Annotated in this window: 16 protein-coding genes; 10 read left to right on the top strand and 6 right to left on the bottom strand. The window is 55.9% G+C overall.

The window, feature by feature from the left end:
* The first annotated feature begins 47 nt into the window (after positions 1-47).
* The 5 genes from HPY73_06400 to HPY73_06380 are packed head-to-tail and all read left to right on the top strand — an operon-like array spanning position 48 to position 4,674.
* Complete coding sequence (locus HPY73_06400; GenBank protein QLH75706.1) at positions 48-854, top strand: transketolase; 807 nt, start codon at positions 48-50, stop codon at positions 852-854.
* Positions 855-862: 8 nt separating this feature from the next.
* Positions 863-1,798, top strand: coding sequence for a transketolase family protein (locus tag HPY73_06395; GenBank protein QLH75705.1), 936 nt, complete (start codon positions 863-865; stop codon positions 1,796-1,798).
* Positions 1,795-2,442: a fructose-6-phosphate aldolase gene (gene fsa, locus HPY73_06390; protein QLH75103.1), complete on the top strand. Its 648-nt coding sequence runs from the start codon at positions 1,795-1,797 to the stop codon at positions 2,440-2,442. The genes HPY73_06395 and fsa overlap by 4 nt, the downstream gene beginning before the upstream one ends.
* Before the next feature lie 44 nt (positions 2,443-2,486).
* Entirely contained in the window at positions 2,487-3,665 is a 1,179-nt protein-coding gene (locus HPY73_06385; GenBank protein QLH75102.1) for an NAD(P)/FAD-dependent oxidoreductase, read from the top strand.
* Positions 3,652-4,674, top strand: coding sequence for a class I SAM-dependent methyltransferase family protein (locus tag HPY73_06380; protein QLH75101.1), 1,023 nt, complete (start codon positions 3,652-3,654; stop codon positions 4,672-4,674). The genes HPY73_06385 and HPY73_06380 overlap by 14 nt, the downstream gene beginning before the upstream one ends.
* Here HPY73_06380 and HPY73_06375 read toward each other — a convergent pair whose 3' ends face one another.
* Complete coding sequence (locus HPY73_06375) at positions 4,675-6,177, bottom strand: hypothetical protein (protein QLH75100.1); 1,503 nt, start codon at positions 6,175-6,177, stop codon at positions 4,675-4,677.
* Between the two features lie 108 nt (positions 6,178-6,285).
* Here HPY73_06375 and HPY73_06370 point away from each other — a divergent pair, with 108 nt between their 5' ends.
* Complete coding sequence (locus HPY73_06370) at positions 6,286-7,035, top strand: DUF835 domain-containing protein (protein QLH75099.1); 750 nt, start codon at positions 6,286-6,288, stop codon at positions 7,033-7,035.
* Positions 7,036-7,039: 4 nt separating this feature from the next.
* Here the strand turns inward: HPY73_06370 and HPY73_06365 are convergent, their stop codons facing one another.
* Positions 7,040-8,233, bottom strand: a complete 1,194-nt coding sequence (locus HPY73_06365; GenBank protein QLH75704.1) for a Glu/Leu/Phe/Val dehydrogenase — start codon at positions 8,231-8,233, stop codon at positions 7,040-7,042.
* A gap of 117 nt (positions 8,234-8,350) precedes the next feature.
* Complete coding sequence (locus HPY73_06360; protein ID QLH75098.1) at positions 8,351-9,091, bottom strand: ribonuclease Z; 741 nt, start codon at positions 9,089-9,091, stop codon at positions 8,351-8,353.
* 165 nt (positions 9,092-9,256) lie between these two features.
* Between HPY73_06360 and polX the strand changes: the two genes are divergently transcribed.
* The 4 genes from polX to HPY73_06340 are packed head-to-tail and all read left to right on the top strand — an operon-like array spanning position 9,257 to position 14,720.
* A complete protein-coding gene (gene polX, locus HPY73_06355; protein ID QLH75097.1) occupies positions 9,257-10,954 on the top strand; it encodes a DNA polymerase/3'-5' exonuclease PolX in 1,698 nt (565 codons plus the stop codon).
* A 60-nt stretch (positions 10,955-11,014) separates the two neighbouring features.
* Positions 11,015-11,938, top strand: coding sequence for a ribose 1,5-bisphosphate isomerase (locus HPY73_06350; GenBank protein QLH75096.1), 924 nt, complete (start codon positions 11,015-11,017; stop codon positions 11,936-11,938).
* Positions 11,939-11,943: 5 nt separating this feature from the next.
* Complete coding sequence (locus HPY73_06345; GenBank protein ID QLH75095.1) at positions 11,944-13,203, top strand: ribulose 1,5-bisphosphate carboxylase large subunit; 1,260 nt, start codon at positions 11,944-11,946, stop codon at positions 13,201-13,203.
* Positions 13,200-14,720 (top strand): AMP phosphorylase, encoded by a 1,521-nt coding sequence (locus HPY73_06340; GenBank protein ID QLH75094.1) that lies wholly within the window; start codon positions 13,200-13,202, stop codon positions 14,718-14,720. The genes HPY73_06345 and HPY73_06340 overlap by 4 nt, the downstream gene beginning before the upstream one ends.
* A 7-nt stretch (positions 14,721-14,727) precedes the next feature.
* Here HPY73_06340 and HPY73_06335 read toward each other — a convergent pair whose 3' ends face one another.
* The 3 genes from HPY73_06335 to HPY73_06325 are packed head-to-tail and all read right to left on the bottom strand — an operon-like array spanning position 14,728 to position 18,014.
* A complete protein-coding gene (locus HPY73_06335; protein QLH75093.1) occupies positions 14,728-15,483 on the bottom strand; it encodes a hypothetical protein in 756 nt (251 codons plus the stop codon).
* Between the two features lie 27 nt (positions 15,484-15,510).
* Complete coding sequence (locus HPY73_06330) at positions 15,511-16,740, bottom strand: MFS transporter (protein QLH75092.1); 1,230 nt, start codon at positions 16,738-16,740, stop codon at positions 15,511-15,513.
* Positions 16,737-18,014: an MFS transporter gene (locus HPY73_06325; protein QLH75091.1), complete on the bottom strand. Its 1,278-nt coding sequence runs from the start codon at positions 18,012-18,014 to the stop codon at positions 16,737-16,739. The genes HPY73_06330 and HPY73_06325 overlap by 4 nt, the downstream gene beginning before the upstream one ends.
* Positions 18,015-18,040 lie beyond the last annotated feature (26 nt).

The following is an 18,040-nucleotide window of genomic DNA, read 5'->3' as shown; positions in this document are numbered from 1 at the left end:
CTCAGAGGTGTTGTTTGTTGTCCTCCTTCGACGAAGAGACCATCAAGATGCTGGAGAGCAAAGCCAATCTTCTCCGCCGGCATGTCATCAAGATGACCTTCCAGGCCGGCTCCGGCCACCCTGGTGGCTCGCTGTCGTCTGCCGACATCGTGACCGCGCTTTTCTTCAAGTTCATGCGCCACGATCCAAAGAACAAGGACTGGCCTGAAAGGGACAGGTTCGTCCTCTCAAAAGGGCACTGTGCGCCTGTATATTATGCCGCGCTCGCCGAGTCCGGATACTTCCCTGTGGATGAGCTCGTCACCCTAAGGAAGGTCTCCTGCAGGCTTCAGGGGCACCCATGCAGGACCAAGACCCCCGGGGTCGAGATGTCCACAGGGTCGTTGGGACAGGGGCTGAGCATCGCGAACGGGATGGCACTGGCCGCCCGTTTGGATAAGCTCCCATATCACGTCTTCTGCCTCTGCGGGGACGGCGAGATGCAGGAGGGCCAGATCTGGGAGGCCGCGATGTTCGCATCTCATTATAAGATTGACAACATCACCTGCATCGTCGACAGGAACGGCCTGCAGATCGACGGCCCGACCGAAAAGGTCATGGCATTGGAGCCTCTGAACGACAAATGGCGGGCCTTCGGATGGAATGTGATCGAGATCGATGGGAACAACATGAGGATGGTCCTTGAGGCACTTGAGAGGGCTAAGGCGCATAAAGGCCGGCCATCTGTCATCATAGCCAAGACCGTGAAGGGCAAGGGCGTTTCGTTCATGGAGAACAATGTGGCATTCCATGGAAAATCCACCAATAAGGAAGAGACCGAAAGGGCGCTGCGTGAGCTGGGGGAGATAGATTGAAGCGTCAGATGATCGCCCAAAGGAAAGAATATGGTCGGGCCCTCGTCGACCTTGGTAAGATCAGGGAGGACGTCGTCGTCCTCGATTCGGACCTTTCTGGGTCGACAAGGACCAGCAAGTTCGCAAAGGCCTTTCCTGAGAGGTTCTTCAATTGCGGCATCGCGGAGCAGAACATGATAGGTACCGCTGCTGGCCTCGCATCAGCGGGAAAGACGGTATTTGCCTCCAGCTTTGCCGTGTTTGCAACAGGGAGGTGTCTTGACCAGATCAGGCAATCTATCGCCTATCCCAAGCTCAATGTCAAGATAGTCGCGACGCATGCAGGGATCTCGGTGGGTCCGGACGGGGCATCGCATCAGACCATGGAGGACATCGCCCTGATGAGGACCATACCGAACATGACGGTGGTGGTCCCGGCCGATGCTCCTGAGACGTATAGGGCCGTCATGGCGGTAGCGGATTTCAAGGGCCCATGCTATGTACGGATGGGGCGCTCTGAGGTCCCTGTGGTGACGGAGGGCTCGACGGAGTTCAGGATCGGAAAGGTCCAGACCGTAAGAGATGGCAACGACGTAACATTGATCGGTACCGGCCAGATGCTGGCGGCCTGCCTTGATGCGGCCGATATGCTGGCAAAAGAGGGGGTCTCACCAAGGGTGCTCAACCTGAGCACGATCAAGCCTTTGGACGGGGAGATGCTCATAAAGGCAGCGAAGGAGACCGGGGCGATAGTCGTGGCAGAGGAGCACAACAAGCTCACCGGTGCCGGTTCAGCGGTCGCCACATATCTCGCTGACAAGATATCTGTACCTGTCCACATCGTCGGGATGGACGATATGTTCGGCGAGTCCGGTGAGAGCGAGGAGCTCATGATGAAATATGGACTGACCGCGGAGAGCGTTGTCCAAGCGGCAAAGGAAGCCATTAGGAGGCGTGACAGATGAAGATCTTCATAGATACGGCCAACATCGAACAGATCAAGGAAGTCAACAGCTGGGGCATACTTGACGGCGTGACCACGAACCCATCGCTCGTCGCGAAGGAGAACAAGGACTTCTCAAAGCTCGTGAAGGAGATCTGTGAGATAGTTGACGGACCGATCAGCGTTGAGGCGGTCAGCACGAAGGCAGAGGACATAGTCGAGGAGGGGCGCAAGCTCGCCAAGGTCCATAAGAACATCGTGGTCAAGGTCCCTATGAACGAGGAGGGCCTAAAGGCCACGAAGGTGCTCTCCTCCGAGGGGATAAAAGTAAATGTGACGCTCATCTTCAGCGCCAACCAGGCGTTGTTGGCCGCAAAGGCAGGGGCCGCATATGTGTCCCCTTTCGTCGGCCGTCTCGACGATATAGGTCAGAACGGGATGGACCTGATCGCAGAGATCTTGGACATATTCGGTAATTATGAGTTTCCGACCGAGGTCATCGTTGCCAGCGTCAGGGACCCGGTCCATGTGACAGAGTCCGCAAGGATGGGGGCCCATGTGGCAACCATCCCATACGATGTGCTGAAGAAGATGTTCAGGCACCCCTTGACCGACATCGGGATAGAGAGGTTCCTGAAGGACTGGGAGAAGGTCTCCAAAAAATAGGATCTGCTCTTGATCCTGAGATATCCCAGAGGGGGTTTGGGTCCATGCGCGCTGACGTCGTGATCGTGGGCGGGGGGCCCGTCGGCTGCATGACGGCGGCTGCCATCGGTAAGGGGTTTTCTGTAAAGATATTGGAAGAGCATGAAAGGACCGGAGTGCCAGAGCAATGCGCGGGCCTGGTATCCCCAAGGGTCGTGGATATGGTGGGCGGCGTCCATGTGCTCAATAAGATATATGGTGCACACATACATTTCCCAGATGGCCGTAGGTTGGACCTGTTGGGGGACGAGGTCAAGGCCTGCGTCGTCGAGCGGAGGCGGTTCGACGAGAGATGCCTTGAAATGGCCTTGGCCGTCGGGGCCGAGCTACATACTGGAGAAAGGTTCTCATCGTATTGCAGGACGGACAAAGGCATTTCCTTGAGAACGGCCTCCTCCAAGGTCTTCGACTGCATGATCGGCGTAGGGGCGGACGGCTATAGGTCGACGTTCGGAAGGGCGGTCGGCCTTCCATCGCCGCAGGAGACCGTCCGAGGGATACAGGTCGATATCTCCAAGATACCTGAGGACAACAGCTCTGTCGATGTTTGGGTGGGGAACAAGGTGGCGCCCGGTTTCTTTGCATGGTCCATCCCCTGCGGGGATTTCATGAGGGTCGGGCTTTGCATCTCCAAGAAGGGGGAGAGCCCCTATCCTTACCTCCTACCGCTCCTGAAGATGAACGGTCTTGAAGGTGCGAAAAGGATCAGGTCCTATTCAGGGATCATACCGATAGGCCATTCGAAAAAGACCTTCGATGACAATGTGCTCATCGTCGGCGACGCGGCGGGGCAGGCGAAGCCATTGAGCGGGGGGGGCCTATTCACAGGCCTCACGGCGGCGTCGATCGCCGGGGATGTGATAAGAAAGGCCATCTTAGGAGAGGACTGCAGTTCAAAGACCTTGCGGGAGTACGAGGCCCGCTGGAAGAGGGATTTCGGCAAAGAGCTCGACCGTGGGATGATAGTGAGGAAAACATATGTTGGCATGGACGATGGCACGCTCAACGAGGTCGGAGCTGTCCTTGACACTGAGAGATGCAGGGCCGCTTTGTCCAAAGGGGATATAGACAGGCCGACGGCGATCGCCAAGAGCGTGCTCAGGGCCGCACCAGGTCTGATAAGGTTCTCGCCGGACCTTATCACCTCGTTCCTTCCGAGGAGGAGAAGGGATGATATGTCTTAAAGTGCCGAAGGGGGAGGGCGAGGCAGTGAGATATGCCTTGAACCGAAAGGGGCTCGTCGTGAAGGAGAAGAAAATGCTCGATGACGGCCAATTCATCTACATCCCCATCAAAAACCCTCCTTCAGATGATGATCGGTTCGCAGAGAGATACGAGGTCGTGGACATGCATCCTCCTGGCCGGACGGTCTTCAGGGAGCCGTTCCCGGCGATAAAAAAGGCCCTTGCCCTGCCATCGGACCTGGAACGGTTGTTACCGCATAAATGGGAACGCCTCGGCGATGTTGTCATAATAAAGCTTCCAAAGGAGCTCTGGCATGATGCCCCGAGGATCGGTGCGGCCTATGCAAAGGAGCTCAGAGCGAAGGCCGTGCTCAATGAGGTGGGGGTGATAGCCGGCCCCTTCAGAAGACCCAACGTCCAGCTCATATATGGAAAAGATACCGAGACCGTGCATAAGGAAGGAGGGGTGCTCTATAAGCTCGACCCGATGAAGGTCATGTTCTCATCTGGGAACCTGAAGGAGAAGAGCAGGATGGCCAGGCTGGACTGCAGGGGAGAGACCGTCGTCGACATGTTCGCGGGCATAGGATATTTCACGATGCCCCTCGCGAAGAAGGCAAAAGCGAAGAAGGTGATAGCCTGCGAGATAAATCCTGACTCTTACCATTATCTGATAGAGAACATAAGGTTGAACCGATTGGAAGATGTCGTAGAGCCGTTCTTGGGGGACAACAGGGACCTACCTGGAAAGGCGATCGCCGACAGGGTAGTGATGGGGTATGTTGGCAGTACCGAAGAGTATCTGCCAAAGGCCCTGGAGATCGTCAGGCCCAATGGTATCGTCCATTACCATGATGTCGCGGGCATCGAGGAGTCGCCAAAGAAACTGTTGGATGCGATCGCGAAGGCTTGTGATGGGCGAAGATACGAGGTGGTCTCGGTACAGGAGGTGAAGTCGTATGCCCCCTGCAAGGTGCACCTCGTTGTGGACTTCAAGGTCCTGGAATGATCATTGAACGGTCTCATTGGAGCCTGAGGCCGCCACCATGTTCCTCAGGGCCTGGTCATAGTCGGACCCGATGCTCTCGAGCATTGCCTTGGCGAACTGTTCCAGATACTCTCCGAAATCGGCCTCCTGCCTCGTGAACTGCCAAGAGCGCGAGGTGTCGCCCACCGCCCTTGAGAACGCGTAGCAGACGGACTTGGTCCTGTGGTCCCTCCCTTTGAACCTGTCCATGGCCCGCATCATCGCCTCCTTTCCCTCGGCCTTATAGGTCCTGGCCAGGGTATCAGATACTTTGCCGATGTCGCCGAGCTTGGTATAGCTCGGCAGGCTCATGTCGATGGTCTTCGATAGCTCCATCCTTCTGGCCTCAGCGAGCAATTGAGGGGGCTGAAGGTCTTTCATCTCGGTCACCTTGAAGACGACCTCAGATGATGCGACGGAGACCAACATGCTCGGCCCGTGGTCCGGCCACAGCTCTGTGATGATCTTGCCTGCGATATTGCTGTCAGAAACGATGGAGACGTTCTTCGACGCGATGAGCTTGGACAACACCTCCTTCTCGAGGTCGCTACCTTTTATCGCTTTTAAGAAGGCCTCATGATCGTTGCCGAAGCATTCGTCACCAGCAACGAACAGCCCCCCGACCTCCTTCAGCTTCTTCTTATATCGTGCCTCGGCCTCCTCGAGGAACCTCTTGTCGCTAAGCTCGCCTTTACGGTATCTCTCGGCAAGCTCGCTGATATCAGCCTTTGTTCTGCATTTGTCACAATCCTTGACATTGCACCTAAGGCCGATCTCAGCATCTGCCCTGAAATCATCAGAGTGGTCTGGTGCGGCGATTCGGGAGGAAAGTTCAGCGATAAGGTTGGAATCCCCGGCGCATTCCCGACAGAGCCTCAGCGTCATCTTGGCCGACAGCCATCCGACGATGATGTGGTTACCAGGATGACCGCAGGTCCCGTCCTCTCTAAGCTCCTCGACCGAGGAGGTCATCTCTTTCACATAGTCAGGCGGGGCCATTGGTCCGTTGCTTGAACAATACAGCCCCTTTTCCGTAGAATAGATGTGGAGGTCGCACTTCCTTGCCATCTCCCAATATGCTAATAGGCGAAGGTCAGGGTCATCGAAATGTTGTAAAGAGATGAGCTTCTCCTTGTCGACCGTCCCCCTGACCGCAAAGGAAACCTCACCGAAGCCCGGAAGTTGGGCGGATGTGAGATATGGGACCTTTCCGGTCGCCGCCAGTGAGATCGCCGCGGCATAGGCCCGGACGAACTGATCCCCCTTCCCAGCGAGCTTCACCAGCTTGTCGGAATCGTCCTTGTGCCTGTTCACCTTCATTATCTTTTTCTCTATCTTCGCAAAACGACATCTGCGGCACTCTTCGCCCGAACATTTGGGAATGACCATCGTAGGGTCGGCCGCCAGCCTTTTTGCGTTTTCGAGAAGGCCTTTTTCGAGCACCTTCGGCGTGTTCTTGACGCCGCGGAGACGGAATTTCCTCATAGCGGGGGAAGGATGGGATGTCAGGTAATTAATCGTTGCAATCCAATACCGCCATGATAAGGTAAGATACATTAATATTCCAAAGTGCCTATTTAACATCGGGATGGGATGTCAGAAGAGGAGCAGTTCGCAAAGGGCTTCATCCTTGGCTACGAGGCGGGGCTGAAAGAGGCCTATGATTCGATGATCAGCCTCGCTACCAAAAAATGCTATACCAGCACTGAGCTGCTGTTGGTGGTCAAGAACCAGAGGGTCTGCGTCCCAGATAAGGTGTTGATACAGAAGCGCAGGATACTGAGAGAAACAGGCGTGGACCTCATCACCGAAAGGGCCATGGAGAACGTCGAGATCGAAAGGGGGGTGGCACCAGGCTCATGCCTGTTCATAAAAGAGCAGACGCCGTCGATGGTCTTCAGGATATTCCGCGAGGTCGTCGAATCGGGGGCGAAGGGGCTCTGCGTCAGCAGGGACCATCCTGACAAGCTGAGGTCCAGGGTGCCTCCTGGATGCGACTTCATCTGGTTATCAAAGTTTGATTGCCAGGACGACCCTCTTAAGGAAATAACCATACAGCCGAACAACCTTGTCGGGCTCTACACCACCATAAAAAAATTCTTCCTGTCGAACAAGGACAGGGCCTCGGTGGTGATGATGGACGGGATCAATTTTCTCGTCACCAACAACGATTTCAATGGCGTCCTGAAGACAATACAGAAGCTCAGGGACGAGGTGTATATGTATAAGTCAGTCTTCATCATATCCGCAGACCCTGGAAGCATGCTGCCTACTGAGGTCAGACAGATCGAGTACGAGCTTCAGAACGTCTTTGACGTGAAACGTGGCGAACCGAGGAGATGACCTTCTAAGGGAAAAGCCCTCTGAGCTCAATGGCCCTCGCGACGTCCTTTATCGCGATGATGTTCGCGGCGGTCCTCATGTCCACCTTCTTCTGCCTTGAGAGCTCCAGGATCTTGTCGAACGATGCGTCCATGATCTGCTTCAATCGGCCATTGACCTCTTCTACCGTCCAAAAGAGGTATTGCAGGTCCTGCACCCACTCAAAATAACTTGCTGTGACCCCTCCTGCGTTGGCCAGAATATCAGGGACCAACATGATCTCTCTTTCAAAAAGTATTGCATCGGCATCGGGCGTGGTCGGTCCGTTCGCCCCTTCCACGATCATTCTTGCCTTAATCCTGTCCGCGTTCGCGCGTGTGATCTGGTTCTCGAGCGCCGCCGGGACCAACAGGTCGCAGTCCAGTTCGAGTAGCTCTTCATTGGTGATCTTATCAGACCTTCCATATCCCTCGACCGTACCGTTGTGCCGCTTGTGCTCCATGACCTTCACTGGGTCCAGGCCATCCCTGTCAAGGATGCCCCCGTTGGAATCGGAGACGGCGATTATCTTGCAACCTGCTTCTTTCGACAGAAGCCTGGCCGTATTCCATCCTACATTCCCGAAACCTTGTACCACGACCTCCGAGCCTTTGAGGTCCAGTCCTTTTGCCTTTGCTGCCCTCTGCGCAACATACATTATACCACGGGAGGTGGCATCCTCCCTTCCCTTGGACCCTCCGACCTCCACGGGTTTGCCTGTCACGACCCCCAGCACGGAATAACCGACGTTGGTGCTGTAGGTGTCCATGACCCAGGCCATCGTCTGCGCATCGGTGTAAACGTCAGGAGCTGGGATGTCGGCCTTCGGCCCTATGATTATCTGGATCTCAGATGTGAAGCGCCTCGTGAGCCTCTCGAGCTCGCCTCGGCTCATCTCCTTGGGATTGCAGATGACCCCTCCTTTGGAACCGCCATATGGGATGCCCACCACAGCGCACTTCCAGGTCATCCACATGGCCAGAGCCCGGACCTCATCGAGGGAGACGTTCGGATGATACCTTATGCCACCCTTGCACGGGCCCCTGGCCGAATTGTGCTGTACCCTGAAGCCCGTGAAGTTCCTCCATCGCCCATCGTCCATCTTCACAGGGAAATTCACCGTCAGCTCTCTGCGTGGCCTTTTCAGCACCTCTATCATGCAATCGCTGAGACCTATCATCCTGCCTACACGCTCGACGTGCCTGACCGCGTTCTCGTACGGGTTCTGTTCGCCCAACTCGGCCCCTCCGGACATAACAATTGGGAGCAGGATGAGATAAATCAATCGCAGGTTCTATCAGATCTCCACCTGCTCATCATCGAAGGCGACGATGAGGCCGTTGAAATCCTTCACGAGATCCTTTATGCTCTGCCTCTCCCGGAGATCTGGCCAACGATGAGCGTCAAAATGCGTCAGTATCAGCTTCCTGCAGCCCGACCGTATCGCTATGTCTATCGCCGTCTCGGGGTTCAGATGGGGCCATTTCGCGCTTGTCTCGCCTTTTCTGAAGGCACACTCTGCTATCAGCACGTCAGCGTCCCTTGCCAGCCTCTCGATGTTATCGCAGGGCCCAGTGTCCGTGGTGTACGCGATGACCTTGCCATCGATCTCGTAGCGATATCCATAACAGGGTGACGCATGGACCAGCGGCAGGCAGGTCACCTTGTACCCGATCTCGTGCTCTCCCTCCTCAAGGTCCCTGACCTCGACCCTGTACGGCAACTGGTCCAAAGGCACCGTGAAAGGTAGGTTGACCAGGGTGTTCAATGCTTGAGAGGTGCCGATCTGCCCGAATATCCTCATCTCAGGGATGAAACTGAACTTGACGAGGGTGTGGAGCCCGATGGTGTGGTCGAGGTGGAAATGGCTTAGGAAGAGGTCGACAGGTCTTACCGAGGTCATGTATCTATCAAGCTTCCAAATGCCATTGCCAGCATCGAGCACTATATAACGTTCTTTTGTGCTGAGAAGGGTGCAGACGGTATTGCCTGTAGCAGTATCATACCATCCGTTGGTGCCTAGAAAGGTTATCTTCATTGAGGTTCGGCCATCCTGATGGTCTTTTCCCTTTGCGCTGTATCATTATTAATAATTTGGGCCGAGGAGGACGGGCCCCCTTCCTCAGAGGCATCGATCTTGGTCCACAGTGCCGCTCGGAGAATGATAGTTAATATGACCACATGAGGTGAATGTCTTCATCCGATGATGAACCAGAAGGTCGCCGGCATATTATACGAGATCGCCGACCTCCTCGAGCTCAAGGAGGAGAGGTTCAAGCCCCAGGCCTATCGTAGGGCAGCTTATCATATCGAGACCCTTCAGGAAGATGTCAAGGATGTAATGGCCAGGAACGCCCTGAAGGATATTCCAGGAGTGGGCGAGGCCATCGAAGGAAAGATCAAGGAGATAGTGGAGACCGGCCGATTGAGATACCTGGACGAGCTCAGGGCGGAGTTCCCTGCCGGATTGATGCAGGTCCTGGAGGTCCCGGATATCGGGCCCAAGACGGTCATGAGATTGTACAAAGAGCTGAAGATAACCAATATCAACGACCTTCGCCAGGCCGCAGAGGAACATCGCATAAGGAAAATGAGAGGGTTCGGAGAGAGGACCGAGGAGAACATCCTCAAAGGCATCAGGTACCTTGAGAAGAGCCGGGGAAGGATGCTTCTGGGCTATGCACACCCTATCGCGGTAGGGATGGTCGCCTATCTCAAGGAAAAAGGAGGATTGAGCATGGTGGACTATGCTGGCAGCCTTCGAAGGATGAAAGAGACCGTCGGCGACATCGATATCCTTGCTGGCAGCGATGAACCCTCCAAGGTCACGGAGACCTTCATCAATTATCCCGAGGTGGAGGATGTCGTGGCAAGAGGGGATACCCGTTCATCGGTCAGGCTAAGGACCGGAGCGCAGGTGGACCTTAGGGTCGTAAGCCCCGAGAGCTATGGCGCGGCCCTGCTATATTTCACTGGCTCAAAGGAGCATAATATCGCACTGAGGACGATGGCGATGGGGCAGGGCTATCGGCTCAATGAATACGGGCTTTTCAAGAAGGAAGATGGAACGGTCATCGCATCCCGGGACGAGAAGGAGATATATGGTGCACTGGGATTGGATTGGATACCTCCAGAGATTAGGGAATGCATAGGCGAGCTCGCGATGGCAAAGGAGCATAAACTTCCTCGTCTCGTCGAAATGTCCGACATAAAAGGGGACCTCCATGTCCACACCGATTCATCTGATGGTGCCGATAGTATCGAAAGGATGGTACTGGCTGCAAAGGCGCGGGGATACGAGTACATCGGAATAACCGATCACTCACAAAGTCTTAAGATAGCGAACGGCCTGGACATTTCACGGCTCAGGGAGAACATCAAGGTGGCGGAACGTCTTACGGATGAGCTTGCCCCGTTCAAGGTGTTCATCGGCGCCGAGGTGGAGATCGATGACCGAGGCAAGCTGGATTACCCCAGCGATGTGCTGGACCAATTGGATTATGTGGTGGGGGCCGTGCACACCAGGTTCAGGATGACCGAGGCCGAGATGACAGGCAGGATGATCACTGCCATGGGCCACAATAAAATGAAGATACTGGCCCACCCGACCGGAAGGTTGATCGGCCAAAGGGAGGCCTATGCCATTGATATGGAAAGGATCATGGACGAGGCCAGGGCAAAAGGGGTCTGGCTTGAGGTCAATTCCTTCCCGGACCGTCTGGACCTTGGTGCAACGGCCTGCCGGGCCGCCGTGGAGAACGGGAACACCCTTGTGATCAACAGCGATTCCCACAAGGTCGCACATCTTGATAACATCCTCTATGGTGTCGCTACGGCCAGGCGGGGCCTCGTCACCAAGGACAGGGTCGCCAATACCAGACCGATGCCCGATATTTTCTAAAGAAACGTATGGAGGACCAGCGCAGAAATTATTAGAAAGGGTTAGTCCAATAGAGCCGCGATGAGAGCAAGGGAGGCCACAGAGAAAATCAAGAGCATGGAGGTCCGGGGGGCCGCGGAGATAGCAAGACAGGCGGCCCTCGCGCTGAAGGAGGAGGCCCTGGCCTACTCAGGTGATGATGTGGAAGGCCTCATGAGGTCCTTGCAGGAGGCCAAGGAGATGCTGCTTTCCTCTAGGCCCACGGCCATCTCATTATGGAATGCCGTACAGTTCGTGCTGAAGGGTCTGAACGGACAGAAGGACCTGGGACCTGCCAAAGCAACGGTCGTCAGGAACGCTGACATCTTCGTCAAGAGGTCGCACGAGGCCCTGACGAACATCGGCCGTATGGGCGCGAACAGATTGAAGAAGGGGTCGAAGGTGCTCACGCATTGCAACAGCAAGGCCGCGGTGATGGCCATCGTGGAGGCATACAGGCAGGGCAAGGTCGAGATGGCATATGCCACGGAATCCAGACCTTGGCGCCAGGGGGTATTGACGGTGAATGACCTTTCTAAAGCGGGGGTCCCTGTGACCATGATCGTCGACTCGGCGGTCCGCCACGTAATGAAAGATGTGGACGCGGTATTCGTAGGCGCAGACACTATATGCTCGAACGGGGTGCTGATCAACAAGATCGGTACATCGCAGCTCGCCTTGGCCGCCCATGAGGCGCGCGTCCCCTTTTACGTATGCGCCGAGACGTTCAAGTTCTCTCCAAGAACGATGTATGGAGAGCTTGTGGAGATAGAGGAGCGCGACGAGGGGGAGGTCGTAAGGCCCGGCGAGGTCCCACCAGGCACCAAGATATTCAATCCTGTCTTCGATGCCACCCCGCCAGAGTACATCGACTCGATCATCACTGAGATCGGGGTTGTGCCGCCCTATGCCGCCTACGAGATAATCGTCAGGGAGTTCGGGCAGGAATCCATATTCACGGAGTGAAAGAAATGCCAACGCCACAGAAGTATTCAGAGAGATATCTGAGATTGGGAGAGAAGGTCGACGTCGACAGCCATGTCATCTGCACATACAAGGTGAAGACCTCCACGATGACAATGAAAGAGGCCGCGGCGGCCATCGCTACCGAACAGTCGACCGGTACCTGGACCGAGATCACCACCCTCGAGGAGGAGAACTTCCAGAAAAGGGGGGGAAAGGTCATCGATATCAAGGAAGACATCGCCACCATCGCATTTCCTGAGGAGGACTTCTGCCTTGACATAGGAGGGGTGCCGCAGATCCTCAGCATCGTCGCCGGGAACCTCTTCGGCCTTGAGTCCATTGAAGGCGTCCGGCTTGAGGATGTCAGATTCCCCAGGTCGATGCTGAAGGAGTTCAATGGCCCGAAGTTCGGGGTCGAGGGATTGAGAAAGATATTGAAGAGGCCAGAAAGACCGCTCGTCGGGACCATAGTGAAGCCAAAGATAGGTCTGAGCCCCAAGCAGACGGCTGACTACGTCTATGAGGCTGGGATGGGAGGGCTAACGAATGGCAAGGACGACGAGACCCTAGTGAACCAGAGGTTCTGTCCTCTGGAGGAAAGGGTCGTCGCTATCGCTGATGCCCTCGACCGTGTCAGGAGCGAGACCGGTCACATAATGGTACATGCCATCAATGTCTCTACCAACGGGCATCAGATACTCGAGGTCGCTGAAAGGGCACAAGAGCTGGGTGCATCCCAGATAATGGTTGACGTCATCACCTGCGGCTTCGGGGCGGTCCAGGTACTGGCAGAGGACCCTTCGATCAAAGTCCCGATACACGTGCACAGGACGATGCATGGTGCCATAACAAGGAACAAGGACCATGGGATATCGATGAGGGTCTTCGCTGAGCTTGTGCGGATGTGCGGAGGGGATGCGCTCCACATAGGCACCTTCGGTGTGGGAAAGATGAAGGGGGACCCTTCCGAGGACCTTATGAACAGGGATGTATGCCTGACCAAAGAGCTCCCTTATAGACCGGTCATGCCGGTCGCCTCCGGTGGGCTACAGCCCGGAATGATCCCAAAGCTCATAGGGATCGCAGGAAACGACGTCCAATGCCAGGCGGGCGGAGGCGTGTCCGGTCACCCCAGAGGCGTCCGCGGAGGGGCACGGGCCATGGTGCAGGCCGTGGAGGCGGGGTTCCTTAGGATCCCTGTCGAGGAGTATGCCAAGGACCATGTCGAGCTGCGAGAGGCGATAGAGAAGTGGGGATCGGCATGAAGCTCAAGGCAAGATACATAGACGTCGACACGGGGGAGATCACCGCGCTCCTGCAGGATGATGACTGTGCCAACCTCGGTCTCCGTGAGAAGGACCGCGTCAAGATATTCCATGAAGGGAACACTGTCGTGGCAATTGTGTCGACGACCGACTCCTATGTGAAGAAGGGCGAGATAGGGCTTATGGGAGCGGCCTTCAAGATGATAGGGCCGGAGGAAGGTGAGGTGATCGAGGTCGTACCGGCCCCGAGACCGGAGAGCGTGGAGTACATCAAGAAGAAGATGGAGGGGCTGGAGCTGACCAAGGAAGAGATCTTCACGCTCGTCCATGATATCTCCTCAAGGAGCTTATCGAGCATAGAGCTCGCCGCCTATGTCACTTCCATGCAGATAAATGGCATGAACATCAGGGAGACGGCGGACCTGACGATGGCGATGGTCGAGACCGGCGAGACGATAAAGTTCGATAAGGGCCCTGTCCTTGACTTCCATAGCGTAGGAGGGTGTCCAGGGAACAAGATCACCCTGCTCATCGTCCCGATAGTGGCCGCGGCCGGTTACCTTATACCTAAAACATCATCCAGGGCGATCAGCTCCGCCGCCGGGACCGCCGACATCGTCGAGGTGTTCGCGAATGTCGACCTTGACAGCAGGTCCTTGAAGAGGATCGCCGAGAAGACGAACGGGGTCATGGCATGGGGCGGGTCATTGAACCTGGCACCGGCCGATGATGTGATCATCAAGGCGGAATACCCTCTGGGCATCGACCCCCACGCGCAGCTGTTGGCATCAGTGATGTCGAAGAAGAAGGCCGTCAATGCTGATTATCTCCTCATAGACATCCCCATGGGGGAGGGGACAAAGGTCCCGACCATGGAGAATGCGCGCCAATATGCACATGACTTCATCGAGCTGGGCGACAAGCTCGGGATAAGGGTCGAGGCGGCCATAACCTACGGCGGTCAGCCTGTGGGAAGGGCCATAGGGCCCGCCCTTGAGGCAAGGGAGGCCATCTCCATCCTTGAAGGGGCAAAGAACCCCAACAGCGTCATAGAGAAGACGGTCGCCCTCAGCGGCATGCTCCTTGACATGGTCAACGGTCGCGGGGGGGAGGAGAGGGCCAGGACCATGTTGGAGTCGGGCAAGGCGTTGGCGAAGTTCAGAGAGATCGTTGCGGCTCAGGGAGGGGACCCTGACATCAGCTCGGAGGATATCGAGGTGGGCGGGTTCCAGGTCGACGTCCTCGCCAGGAAATCAGGATATCTGAACAAGATAAAGAACAAGGACCTAGTCAAGATCGCCAGGGCGGCAGGCTCACCACGTGATAAGGGGGCCGGGCTGGTGATCAATAAGAAGGTGGGCATGAAGGTCGATGAGGGGGAGAAGCTGTTCACGATCTACTCGGAGAATGAGGTGAAACTTCAGGACGCCCTCTCTCTGGCCCAGAAGCTGGAACCGATGATCATCGAGGGCATGGTCCTGGCAAAGATGCCGTCCTATGCTAAGATGAAGTTCTGAACCGCACTTAAACCCTTTTTCTTTTCTTCTCCTCGGCCTTGTGGGCAGTGAGGGCATCGCTCATCGTCATCTCCCCTCGGGCAACGCACCCGGCGAGCTCCTTCCCGATGGTGATCGCCCCCTCGCTCTCGATCCTCGACCGCCTCTGTATCTCCCTCAGCTCGCCCGCCGTTGGCCTGATGTCAGGTGGTCTTTCCAGATCATATCCCTTCGTCTTCGATATGAGGATCGCCGCGTCTATGTCTGGGGTCTCTGTGTTCATGGTGGTGTTCGTCTCATCGACGATCTCGACCCTGTCTGCCACGCTCCAGACCGAGCGGATTATCCTGTTCCTTATCGTCCTGTCCCCATGACCTATCCTGACCACGACCTCGTCGAACTCCAGCCCCGAGGTCATTTTTATGACCTTGTCGGCGGTGTCCTCCGGGCACTCGAAGGTGCCGGAATGGATGACCCTTCCATTCCCGATTATGACTATCCCTATGGTTCGACCAGGGTCTATGCCGACGACCAACGCCCCATACTTTCTGCCCCTTAATAAAGAGCGGGCTATGTTTATAGCCTCATCAGGATCGTCACTGGCCGCCACCATGGAATGGGGGACCTTCGACCTCTCGTCCTTGGTGGTTATCACAACAGAGACGTTCCAAGGTACGTGGTCATCGAAACCCAATGAAACGAACGGTTCCTTCCTCTCCTTGAGCCTTTTCACCACCCCATGGAAGAAGTGGAAGTCCTCGGTCATCACTCCGACTATCCGCATCCTTCACTTCATTCCGATAGCCATGACTTAATCATTTGCCCTATCGACCTTATGTGTCTTGGCCCAGAGAGGCACCATCGCCACCGCCGTTGTCATCCCCAATGCCGAGAGTATGCCCCAAAGCATCCATCCATTCTGGTACATGTCATAGAGAAGGCCGCCGAAGAACGTCGACCCGAACCACCCGAAGGAAGAGATGAGGCCGAAGATGCCCAGATACTTGCCCCTCTCATCATCTGGCGCAAGGAACACGGTCAGGCTGTTCGACACAGGGACCACGATCATCTCGCCGATGGTGATGATGACCATCGTGATGGCCAGTCCGATACTGTCGGATGCCGCCGCTATCAGCAGGAAGCCGGCCGAGTAGACCACCGAGCCCATGACCATCCCCATGTAAGGGTCCTTCTCTGTGAGCCATCTGCTGATCGGCATCTGCATCAGTACGACCATTATTCCGTTGAGTGCAAAGACAAGGCCTATCGTGCCAGTGTCGATGCCGATCCTTTCATTGGCATATACGGTATATGTAGAGCCGAACTGCCCTGACATTACAAAGAGAGGGATGCAGAAGATGCAGAAGAGGATGAAGATAGGTTTTACCTGCATTATGCCCTTCCATAAGCTTACCTTCACTTCCTCTTTGCATGATGGCCTTGGGCTATAGGATTCTGTGATCATGAAGGCCACCAGCAACGCCGCGCCCAAGGACACAATGGCTGATATGGTGAACGTCAGCGAGAACGAGATCAATATGAGGAATCCTCCGACCACTGGCCCCACGGCAAACCCGAGGTTCCATGCGACCCTCAGGAGGCCATATGCCTCCATCCTCCTCGCCGGCTCGGTGATGTCGGCGACCATCGCGTTGTTGGCCGGCCCGAACACCCCTCCAAAGAAGTAACTGAGGGATAGCATGAACGCTATCGATATCAGCTCGGGAAAGAGGGTCACCTGAACGGCCAAGATGATGAACGTAAGACAACGCAGCATCATCGAGGAGACCATGACGCCCCTGCGGCCATATTTGTCGGCCATCAGGCCACCGAACACGTTGCCGATGGCCCCTACCACCCCTGCCACGGTCAGCACAAGGCCGCCCACGGCGAGAGATGTGTCCAGCTCCTGTTTCATGAAAAGGAGGATGTAGGGACCTATCATCGTGTATCCTACACCATCTATAAGCATAGAGAAGAAGAGGACCCATATCCTCCTGTCATATCCCCGGAACCCTAGGTCCACCAAGATATCACTCATGCCCTCGGCGTGGAGCTGTCCCGCTCAGCCCCGAGCTTCTTTCCCAAGATGGTGTAACCAACGGCGGCCACCACTCCTAACATTCCGATGAGGGCCCATACAAGGACATCGCTAGAGTAGAAGACATCGAGGATGACGCTCCCTGTGAACGGTCCGAGCGAGAAACCTATGGAGGATGCGAGCCCAAAGACCCCCATGTACCTCCCCCTCTCATTCTCGGGCGACATGTTCGCCACAAGGTTCATCGAGGCAGGAGAGACGAACATCTCCCCCATCGTCACTATGGTCATGTTCAGGACCAGATAGAGGTATCTCTCGCTCATGCCAAAGGCCAGCTCCCCTGAGCTGAAGATCGGGGCCATGCCGACCATCCCATAGCCGACAGCGTACATCAGAGAGCCGGCGGCGACCATGGAAGACATCCTGAACCTGCTTATCCATCTGGCCAACGGCATCTGCAGGAATATGACCAGTATCCCGTTCCATGTCCAGAGCAGAGCGACCTGTGATTCCGTCACGGACAATCTGTCTGTGGAGTAAACGGCATAGGAGGAGGACATCTGTCCGAACATCATGAACAAAGAGATGGACACCAGACAGAAGGCCATGAACATGGAATCGCGGGTGACCCCCCCGATGTCGGTGAGCCGGAACCGTCCGCCGACCTTGCCCCGGTCCAGTGACTCGGTTATGTTCAGATAGATGAAAACAGCCACGCCCATCGTAGCGGCCGAGGAGAGAATGAACAGGGTGGAAAATGGAAGCCAGATGCTCAAGATCCCTCCGACCATGGGACCGGCCGCCCAACCGATGTTCTGACCTATCCGGAGCAGCCCGTATGCCTCCAGCCTCTTCGCCGGTGCCACAACGTCCGCTATCATCGCGTTCGACGCGGGGTCGAACAAAGACCCTCCAAAACTGCTCAATGTGACCAGGCCAGCAATGACCAGGTAGCTCTGCTCGGTACCGATGGCGATGGCGATCAGCACGAACGCCGCTGCCCTCCATAGGAGCGCGGCCGTCATTATGTTCTTTCGTCCCAACCTGTCAGCTATCTCACCGCCGATGATGTTGCCCATCGAGCCTACCAAAGAGGTGACAAGGAGAAGGAGCCCCACCAATGACATCCTGATCCCCAGGTCGTTATGGAGGTACATCGACAGGAACGGGATGACCATGGCGAACCCCGTCGCCGTCATTATCCTGCCATAGAACAGCGTCCAGACCCTTCGGTCATACCCTTGGAATGACCTCCTGAAGCTTGGAACGTGCACGGCCGGCCCTCTCCTTGGAGAATGCC

This window comes from Methanomassiliicoccales archaeon (assembly GCA_013415865.1).
GTDB lineage: Archaea > Thermoplasmatota > Thermoplasmata > Methanomassiliicoccales > UBA472 > MVRC01.
The sequence above is the reverse complement of the archived record's forward strand: the minus strand, read 5'-3'. Positions and strand labels throughout refer to the sequence as shown.

Coding starts and splice junctions, on each gene's coding strand:
- HPY73_06400 (QLH75706.1), top strand. CDS start 48: ATGCTGGAGAGCAAAGCCAATCTTCTCCGCCGGCATGTCATCAAGATG.
- HPY73_06395 (QLH75705.1), top strand. CDS start 863: ATGATCGCCCAAAGGAAAGAATATGGTCGGGCCCTCGTCGACCTTGGT.
- fsa (QLH75103.1), top strand. CDS start 1,795: ATGAAGATCTTCATAGATACGGCCAACATCGAACAGATCAAGGAAGTC.
- HPY73_06385 (QLH75102.1), top strand. CDS start 2,487: ATGCGCGCTGACGTCGTGATCGTGGGCGGGGGGCCCGTCGGCTGCATG.
- HPY73_06380 (QLH75101.1), top strand. CDS start 3,652: ATGATATGTCTTAAAGTGCCGAAGGGGGAGGGCGAGGCAGTGAGATAT.
- HPY73_06375 (QLH75100.1), bottom strand. CDS start 6,177: ATGAGGAAATTCCGTCTCCGCGGCGTCAAGAACACGCCGAAGGTGCTC.
- HPY73_06370 (QLH75099.1), top strand. CDS start 6,286: ATGTCAGAAGAGGAGCAGTTCGCAAAGGGCTTCATCCTTGGCTACGAG.
- HPY73_06365 (QLH75704.1), bottom strand. CDS start 8,233: ATGATAGGTCTCAGCGATTGCATGATAGAGGTGCTGAAAAGGCCACGC.
- HPY73_06360 (QLH75098.1), bottom strand. CDS start 9,091: ATGAAGATAACCTTTCTAGGCACCAACGGATGGTATGATACTGCTACA.
- polX (QLH75097.1), top strand. CDS start 9,257: ATGATGAACCAGAAGGTCGCCGGCATATTATACGAGATCGCCGACCTC.
- HPY73_06350 (QLH75096.1), top strand. CDS start 11,015: ATGAGAGCAAGGGAGGCCACAGAGAAAATCAAGAGCATGGAGGTCCGG.
- HPY73_06345 (QLH75095.1), top strand. CDS start 11,944: ATGCCAACGCCACAGAAGTATTCAGAGAGATATCTGAGATTGGGAGAG.
- HPY73_06340 (QLH75094.1), top strand. CDS start 13,200: ATGAAGCTCAAGGCAAGATACATAGACGTCGACACGGGGGAGATCACC.
- HPY73_06335 (QLH75093.1), bottom strand. CDS start 15,483: ATGCGGATAGTCGGAGTGATGACCGAGGACTTCCACTTCTTCCATGGG.
- HPY73_06330 (QLH75092.1), bottom strand. CDS start 16,740: ATGAGTGATATCTTGGTGGACCTAGGGTTCCGGGGATATGACAGGAGG.